General features: G+C 63.9%; 9 protein-coding genes. 6 read left to right on the forward strand and 3 right to left on the reverse strand.

Annotation, left to right across the window (positions count from 1 at the left end):
• A partial coding sequence (locus tag WA702_RS08415) for an NAD(P)/FAD-dependent oxidoreductase (RefSeq protein WP_425110062.1) occupies nt 1–1,228 on the reverse strand: 1,228 nt, incomplete at its 3' end.
• Between the two features lie 310 nt (nt 1,229–1,538).
• Entirely contained in the window at nt 1,539–2,054 is a 516-nt protein-coding gene (locus tag WA702_RS08420; RefSeq protein WP_425110063.1) for a MarR family winged helix-turn-helix transcriptional regulator, read from the reverse strand.
• Between the two features lie 71 nt (nt 2,055–2,125).
• On the opposite strand from WA702_RS08420, the gene WA702_RS08425 reads away from it, so the two are divergent.
• Both WA702_RS08425 and WA702_RS08430 read left to right on the forward strand, forming a co-directional pair.
• The gene (locus WA702_RS08425; protein WP_425110064.1) at nt 2,126–3,361 is read left to right on the forward strand and encodes a cytochrome P450; all 1,236 of its coding nucleotides are present in this window, start codon (nt 2,126–2,128) and stop codon (nt 3,359–3,361) included.
• Between the two features lie 9 nt (nt 3,362–3,370).
• A complete protein-coding gene (locus WA702_RS08430) occupies nt 3,371–3,694 on the forward strand; it encodes a 2Fe-2S iron-sulfur cluster-binding protein (protein ID WP_425110065.1) in 324 nt (107 codons plus the stop codon).
• A gap of 66 nt (nt 3,695–3,760) precedes the next feature.
• Here WA702_RS08430 and WA702_RS08435 read toward each other — a convergent pair whose 3' ends face one another.
• The gene (locus WA702_RS08435; RefSeq protein ID WP_425110070.1) at nt 3,761–4,516 is read right to left on the reverse strand and encodes a hypothetical protein; all 756 of its coding nucleotides are present in this window, start codon (nt 4,514–4,516) and stop codon (nt 3,761–3,763) included.
• On the opposite strand from WA702_RS08435, the gene WA702_RS08440 reads away from it, so the two are divergent.
• The 4 genes from WA702_RS08440 to WA702_RS08455 all read left to right on the forward strand — a co-directional run.
• Entirely contained in the window at nt 4,428–5,558 is a 1,131-nt protein-coding gene (locus tag WA702_RS08440) for an ABC transporter substrate-binding protein (protein WP_425110069.1), read from the forward strand. The two genes, WA702_RS08435 and WA702_RS08440, sit on opposite strands and share 89 nt — an antisense overlap.
• Before the next feature lie 107 nt (nt 5,559–5,665).
• Nucleotides 5,666–6,583: a branched-chain amino acid ABC transporter permease gene (locus WA702_RS08445; RefSeq protein ID WP_425110066.1), complete on the forward strand. Its 918-nt coding sequence runs from the start codon at nt 5,666–5,668 to the stop codon at nt 6,581–6,583.
• The gene (locus WA702_RS08450) at nt 6,580–7,527 is read left to right on the forward strand and encodes a branched-chain amino acid ABC transporter permease (protein WP_425110067.1); all 948 of its coding nucleotides are present in this window, start codon (nt 6,580–6,582) and stop codon (nt 7,525–7,527) included. Before WA702_RS08445 ends, WA702_RS08450 begins: the two co-directional genes overlap by 4 nt.
• Nucleotides 7,520–8,259, forward strand: a 740-nt coding sequence (locus WA702_RS08455) for an ABC transporter ATP-binding protein (RefSeq protein WP_425110068.1), incomplete at its 3' end; no start/stop codon positions are given. The genes WA702_RS08450 and WA702_RS08455, both read left to right, overlap by 8 nt.

Consider the following 8,259-nt stretch of genomic DNA (forward strand, 5'->3'; position numbering starts at 1 on the left):
GGTTACGCCAATGCAGCCAGAGCCAGTTGATCACGACGGCCAGGCGGCTACGAACACCCACTAGGAAGTAGATGTGCGCCACGCCCCAAAGCCACCACGCGGGGGCGCCGCGCAGAGCGATCCAGCCGAAGTCCGCCACCGCCGCTCCCTTGCCGATCTGCGCCAGGCGACCGGCGTCGGTATAGTGAAAGGGCTCGCCAAAGGGCAGGCCGCTGAGGCGGGCCTGAATGCCTCGCCCGACATAATCGCCCTGCTGCTTGGCGGCGGGCGCGATGCCGGGCACCGGCTTTCCGTCGGGGCCGGCGATCGTCACCGTGTCGCCGACGGCAAAAACCTCCGTATGGCCGGGAACGGTGAAGTCCGGACCGACTATCAACCGCCCTGCGCGATCGGCCGGCGCGCCGAGCCATTCCGCTGCCCGCGAGGCGCGAACGCCCGCGGCCCAGATGATGGTCTTGGCATCGAGCTGGTTGCCGCCATAGACAACGCCATCGGCATTGCAGTCGGTTACGGCTTGGCCGAGCACGACCTCGACGCCGATGTCCTCCAACGATTTGTGCGCGTAAGCCGAGAGATCGTCGGGAAAGCCGGCGAGCACGCGCTGGCCCGCCTCGATCAGCACCACGCGCGCCCTACGGGTGTCGACATTGCGAAAGTCCTGCGGCAGCGTGGAGCGCGCCAGCTCGACGATGGTCCCGGCCAATTCGACGCCGGTCGGGCCGGCGCCGACAATGGCGAAGGTCATCAGCGCGGCGCGCTTGCCCGGATCGCTTTCGCGCTCGGCACGCTCGAACGCGACCAGGATGCGCCGCCGCAACGTGGTCGCATCTTCCAGCGTCTTCAGGCCGGGTGCGAACGGCTCCCATTCGTCATGGCCGAAATAGGCGTGGCGCACGCCGGTCGCCAGCACCAGGGTATCATAACTGACCTCGGCGCCGTCCTCGAGCAGTACGCAGCGCCTCGCAGCAGCGATACCGTTCACATTGGCGAACAGCGTCGTCACCTCGGGACGATCGCGCACAAGGTGGCGAATCGGCCAGGCGATCTCCGAGGTCGCGAGCGAGGCGGTCGCGACCTGGTATAGCAGCGGCTGGAACAAATGATGGTTGCGGCGGTCGATCAGCGTGATCCTGACGCCCGCGCCAGCTAGCCGATAGGTCGTCTCCAGCCCGCCAAAGCCGGCGCCGACGATGACGACGTGATGAAGACCCTGCACCTGCTCGGTCATTGGATGCTGGTTCTCGCTGTTGTGCCCCGACTGTATCTAAGCACGCGAAGGACGGCTGGTTTCAAGCCCCCATTACCTATCGCCCGATAACCGGCGCCAATTGTCGGGGAAATTTCCGTCGATTATATCGTTGCCAAAGCAACTAAATCGTGGGAGGATTGGGTGTCATCCAGATGAGGCGTAAATGCGCCCGCGAATCCAAGGGGATGGAAACGATATGCGCTTCCTGCGGCAAGCCGACGCGGCTTCGGCCGCACATTCGAGCGAGCGATTTCGTCGTCGCGCGCCGGATCGAGCCGCCGCGGGTTGCCTAGGGCGTGTCCGGCTCGGTCACGGCGCCGAGGTTGTCGTGCAGGCGCCGCAGCAGTCCGATCAAGACATCCCGCTCCCCGGCATCCAGGCACGACAGCAGCCGCCGCTCGCGGCCGAGCGCAGCGACAATGACCTCGTCATGGGTGGCGCGTCCCTTGGCGGTCAGCGAGACCGCATGGCTGCGGCCGTCCGCGGGCGCCGAGCGGATCGCCACCAGGCCGCGCTTCTTCATCATCGCCAGCGTGCGGCTCACCGGCCCCTTGTCGAAACCGATCACGCTGCAGATGCGCGAGGCCGGAATCCCCGGCTCGATCGCCAGCAGCGACATGATACGCCATTCGGTGACGTTGACGCCGAAATTGCGCTGGTAGAACGCAGTCGCGCTGTTCGACAGCTTGTTGGCGATGAAGGTGATGATCGCGGGAACGTAGCGGTCGAGATCGAGCGTGGGGCCGGGACGCGCGGCGTCGTCTGTCTGCCTGGCTCCGTGCAGTTTGCCGGTCCGGTTGCTCATGATCCCTCGCATCAACCGAGACATAGAAACACGAGGCGCCGCTTTACAAGCAAGAACTTCGGGAGGAGCGCATGAACCCAACAGATGTTTCCGCATCATCGGACGCGCCTGCAGGGGCCGGGACCGCCATTCCGCAGCTCGACATCGATCCGTTCGCGATCGGTTTCTTCGATGATCCGTATCCCGCGCATCAAGAGATGCGCGAGGCAGCGCCGGTGATCTATCTCCACAAATGGAATGTCTACGGCGTGGCGCGCTACGCCGAGGTCTATGCAGTGCTCAACGACCCCCAGACCTTCTGCTCCAGCCGCGGCGTGGGCCTTAGCGACTTCGCCAAGGAGACGCCATGGCGGCCGCCGAGCCTGATCCTGGAGGCCGATCCGCCCGCGCATACGCGCACCCGCGCGGTGCTGAGCCAGGTGCTGTCGCCGGCGGTGATGAAGCAGATCCGCGATCGTTTCATGAGCGCGGCGGAAGCCAAGGTCGACGAGCTGCTCGCCCGCGGCCGCTTCGACGCCATCACCGATCTCGCGCAAGCCTATCCGCTCTCGATCTTCCCGGATGCGATGGGATTGCAGGCTGAGGGGCGCGAGCATCTGATCCCCTATGCGAGTCTCGTGTTCAATGCCTTCGGCCCACCGAATGAGTTGCGCAAGCAGGCGATCGAGCGCTCGGCGCCGCACCAGGCCTATGTCACCGCGCAATGCCAGCGCGACGCGCTCACGCCGGGCGGCTTTGGCGCCTGCGTCCACGCCTTTGCCGACAAGGGCGACATCACCGCTGTGGAAGCGCCGCTCTTGGTGCGTTCGCTGCTCTCGGCCGGATTGGACACCACGATCTATGGCATCGGCGCTGCGGTCTATTGCCTCGCGCGCTTTCCGGATCAGTGGGAGAGGCTTCGGCAGGATCCGTCACTGGCGCGCAACGCGTTCGAGGAGGCGGTGCGGCTCGAAAGCCCGGTGCAGACCTTCTTCCGCACCACCACGCGCGAGGTCGAACTGGGCGGCTGCCGGATCGGCGAGGGCGAGAAAGTGCTGATGTTCTTAGGCGCTGCGAACCGCGATCCGCGGCGCTGGGACGCGCCCGACCGCTACGACATCACGCGCAAGGTCTCCGGTCATGTCGGCTTCGGCTACGGCATCCATATGTGCGTCGGCCAGCTGGTGGCCCGGCTGGAAGGCGAAGCCATACTGACGGCACTGGCGCGCAAGGTCGCGACCATCGCGATCACCGGGCCGGCAAAGCGCGGCTACAACAACACCCTGCGCGGGCTGGAGAGCCTGCCCGTCACCTTCACGCGAGCCTGAGCGGATAGCATGACCACGATCACCTTCATTCATCCGGACAACCGCAGCGAGAGCGTCGATGCCGAGGACGACACCAGCGTGATGCTGGCGGCGCTGACCCATGGCGTCGACGGCATCGTCGCCGAATGCGGCGGCAACGCCGTCTGCGCCACCTGCCACGTCTATATTCACGAGGCCTGGGCCGGAAAGCTCGATCCGGTGAGCGATGATGAAGATACGCTGCTCGACGGCACTGCGTCGGAACGGCTGCCAAACAGTCGCTTGTCCTGCCAGATCAAGATCACCCCTGCGCTCGATGGGCTCGTGGTGCGACTGCCCGAACGACAGAGCTGACGCTCCCGGCTTGCCGGAAGGAGAGCTCCGGCCGCGGCGAACTGCCGCGGTCGATCATGTCAATGCTCAATCGTGCTCGGGCTTGCCGGCAAAGCCGCAATAGCCATGTGCGGTGACTTCACCGTCGCCTTTCAGGTGCGACAGATGGAGCTGCCGCCAGCCCATGCAATCCGCGCCGATGCAGTGATACATCAGGTCGGTATTCTGAAAGCCGCCCGTCAACGAGTTATGCAGGCGGTTATTGTTGTCGATGCGCACGAGGGGACACCACTTGGTGCGTGCGACTTTCTCGCTGATGAACATCAAACTCTCCGCAAAAGCGCAGAAACCTTGATGGTCATGCGTAAAGGACAACTGAATCCGAGAGGGGCCGAGGGGACCGGAGAATCCCGGTGGCAGCGGGGTGGACGCGGCCCGGGCGGTGTCCGCATGCCGGCGGTAGACAGCGATCGCCGGTTTTGCGGGATCGCCGATCGCTGCGGTTAAGCGGAAGTATAGTCCTTGCCATTCGAGGTTTCTGCAAATTATGGTGCCCAAGCATAGCCTCGATCGGAAAAGGTCACCTGCTTCGATGGCTCGATTCCTGATGATGCGCGACAGCCGCATCACGGTAAAGAAAATGCAAGGCGAGAAACGCCGCAAACCGAGGGCCGCACCCGTGCGGCTTTCGGGCGAAAGGGAGGGGAGTGACATGAGGACGGCTTTCTGGCTGGCGGGCGCGGCAGCGCTCACGCTGGCAAATTCCGCGTTTGCGGCCGACAGCATCAAGATCGGGTTCGTCTCGACATTCAGCGGACCGACCGCCGTCATCGGCAACGACATGCGCAATTCGTTCGAGCTCGCGCTCGATCATCTCGGCCGCAAGATCGACGGCAAGCCGGTCGAGGTGATCTACGAGGACGACCAGCAGAAGCCCGATATCGGCAAGCAGAAGACCGAGAAGCTGGTGCAATCCGACAAGGTCGATTTCATCGTCGGCTACATCTGGTCCAACGTGCTGCTGGCCTCGCTCAAGACCGCCGTGGATTCCAAAACCTTCCTGATCTCGGCCAACGCAGGGCCGTCGCAGCTCGCGGGCGAGCTGTGCTCGCCTTATGTGTTCTCGACCTCCTGGCAGAACGACCAGACGCCGGCGGCGATGGGCCTCTACATGAATCAGAAGGGCGTCAAGTCGGTGTTCCTGATCGGCCCGAATTATGCGGCCGGCAAGGACATGCTGGCGGGCGTCAAGAGCACCTTCAAGGGCCAGGTGGTCGGCGAGGAATATACGGTGTGGCCGAGCCAACTCGATTTCTCCGCCGAGCTCTCCAAGGCGCGCGCCTCGAATGCCGAATCGATCTTCGTGTTCTATCCGGGCGCGGCGGGCGTGCAGTTCCTCAATCAATACGCGCAGGCCGGCCTGAAGGAGAAGATGCCGCTCTACACGGCATTCACCATCGACGAACTGTCGTTGCCGCTGCAGAAGGACAACGCAATCGGCGTGCCCGGTGCACAGGAATGGGTCAACGACCTGCCGAACGAGCAGAACAAGACGTTCGTTGCGGACTACCGCAAGAAATACCCCAACCTGCGGCCGACCTATTACGGCGCGCAGGCCTATGACGCCGCGCAGCTCATCAACAGCGCCGTGGTTGCGGTCAAGGGCGACCTCACCAAGAAAGACGCCATGAAGGCCGAGATGGAGAAGGCGGATTTCAAGTCGCTGCGCGGGTCGTTCAAATACGGTAACAACCACATTCCGATCCAGAACTTCTATCTGCAGGACGTGGTCAAGGATGCCGACGGCCAGCTGTCGCTGAAGACGGTCGCCACCATCGTCAAGGACGATCAGGACCACTTCCACGACAAGTGCCCGATGAAATAGGCCCGGAATTTGCTTGAAGCTTAAAAGAATGACATGACGGCAGGGCCGAATGGCGCTGCCGCCATTTTATTAAGCGCAACTCTCGCTGGACCTGACCCCAAGGACGCATGCTTCTCGTCGTCGAACAATTTCTGAATGGACTGCAGTTCGGGCTGCTGCTGTTCCTGCTGGCCGCCGGGCTGACGCTGGTGTTCGGCATCATGGACTTCGTCAACCTCGCGCACGGCTCGCTCTACATGATGGGCGCCTATTTCGCGGCGACCTTCGTGGCATGGACCGGCAGTTTCGTGCTTGGGGTGCTGCTGGCGCTCGGTGCGACCTTGCTGCTCGGCGTCGTGCTCGAATTCGTGGCATTGCGTCACCTCTATGGTCGCGATCATCTCGACCATGTGCTCGCTACCTTCGGCCTAATCCTGTTCTTCAACGAGGCTGTCAGGCTGATCTGGGGACCGGCGGGGCTGGCCCTGCCGCTGCCGTCCTGGCTCACCGTGCCGGTCACGATCCTGCCCGGCATCCATTATCCCGCCTACCGGCTCGCGATCATCGTGGTGGCGCTGCTGGTCGCGCTGCTGCTTTATCTCGGCGTGATGCGCACCCGGATCGGCATGCTGATCCGTGCCGGGGCCTCCAACCGCGAGATGATCGGCGCGCTCGGCATCAACATCAAGGTGCTCTACACGCTCGTGTTCGGTCTCGGCGCCGCGCTGGCCGGTCTCGCCGGGATGATGCAGGCGCCGATCCTCACCGTGCAGATCGGCATGGGCGAGAACATCCTGATCCTGGCCTTCGTCGTGATCGTGATCGGCGGCATCGGCTCGATCCGCGGCGCCTTCATCGCCGCTGTGATGATCGGCCTGATCGACACCATGGGGCGCGCCTTCCTGCCCAATCTGCTGCGGCAGGTGCTGAGCTCGGCTGCCGCCTCGACCGCCGCGCCTGCGATGTCCTCGATGATGATCTATCTCCTGATGGCGATCGTGCTGGTGGCGCGGCCGGAAGGTTTGTTTCCGGCCAGCCGCAGATGAAATCGTCGCTCAATGTGTCGGCCGTGGTCGCGGCGATCGTCATCGCAGGCTTGGTGCTGCTGCCGGTCTATTCGAACCTGACCGGCAACATCTTCGTGCTGACCTTGTTCACGCGCATCGTCATCCTGGCGCTATCAGCGGTCAGTCTGAACCTGATCCTGGGCTATGGCGGGATGCCGAGCTTCGGCCACGCCGCCTATCTCGGCATCGGCGGCTATGCGGTCGGCATCCTGGCGCAGGAAGGCATCGGCTCCGGCTATGCCCAGTTCGCGGTCGCTCTGGCTGCATCCGCAACGTTCGCGCTGGTGATCGGCGCACTCTCGCTGCGCACTCGCGGCGTCTATTTCATCATGATCACGCTCGCCTTCGCGCAGATGGCCTATTACATCGCCTCAGGGCTGGCGCGCTATGGCGGCGATGACGGGCTCACTATCTACAAGCGCAGCGATTTCGGCAGCCTGATCAACCTGAACGATCGCGTGCATTTCTATTATCTCTGCCTCGCCTGCCTGCTCGGCACGGTGCTTCTGGTCTGGCGCATCGTCAACTCGCGCTTCGGGCTCGTCGTGCAGGGGCTGCGCTCCAATGAGCAGCGCATGCAGGCGATCGGCTTTCCCGCCAAGCGCTACAAGCTCGCCTGCTTCGTCATCGCGGGCACCCTGTGTGGGCTGTCGGGCGCGCTGCTCGCTGACAACACCGATTTCGTCAGCCCGGCTGTGATGTACTGGACCCGTTCCGGCGACCTGATGGTCATGGTCATTCTCGGCGGTATGGGCAGCCTGTTCGGGCCCGTGGTCGGCGCGGTGGTCTATCTGCTGCTGGAAGAATTCCTGTCGCAGATCACGGAATATTGGGCGCTGATCATGGGGCCGCTGCTGCTCCTGATCGTGCTATTCGGCCGCGGCGGCATCATGGGCCTGCTCGGGAGGCTGAACCGTGGCTGAGCCGCTGCTGCGCGTCGACAATCTGGTGCGCCGCTTCGGCGGCATCATAGCGACCGATCACGTCTGCCTTGATGTCGCCAAGGGCGAGATCCACGCCATCATCGGCCCCAACGGCGCCGGCAAGACCACCTTGATCAGCCAGCTCACCGGACACCTCGCGCCACACGCGGGAAGTATTTTTCTCGCCGGCCGCGATATTTCGACCATGCCGGCCTATCGCCGCTGCGCACTCGGGCTGGCGCGCTCGTTCCAGATCACCTCGCTGCTGCCGGATTTCACGGCGTGCGACAATGTCGCGCTCGCGGCACAGGCACATGACGGCTCCTCGTTCCGCTTCTTTGGCAATGCGCGGAAGGAGAAGGGGTTGCGAGAAGCAGCGCAGGCTGCGCTCGCGCGCGTCGGTCTCGGCCATCGCGCCGATGTAATGGTCGCACGGCTCAGCCATGGCGAGCAGCGTCAGCTCGAACTCGCGGTGGCGCTCGCGACGAAGCCGCAGCTCCTGCTGCTGGACGAGCCGATGGCCGGTCTCGGCGTCACGGAGTCAGCGGAGATGGTGAAGCTGCTTGCGGAGCTGCGGCGCGAGGTCTCGATCGTGCTGGTCGAGCACGACATGGCGGCAGTGTTCGCGCTGGCCGACCGCATCTCGGTGCTGGTCTATGGCCGCATCATCGCCTCCGGCACGCCGGACGAGATCCGCGCCAATGACGAGGTCAAGCGCGCTTATCTCGGCGA

It is taken from the genome of Bradyrhizobium sp. (assembly GCF_049798375.1).
Taxonomy (GTDB): Bacteria; Pseudomonadota; Alphaproteobacteria; order Rhizobiales; family Xanthobacteraceae; genus Bradyrhizobium.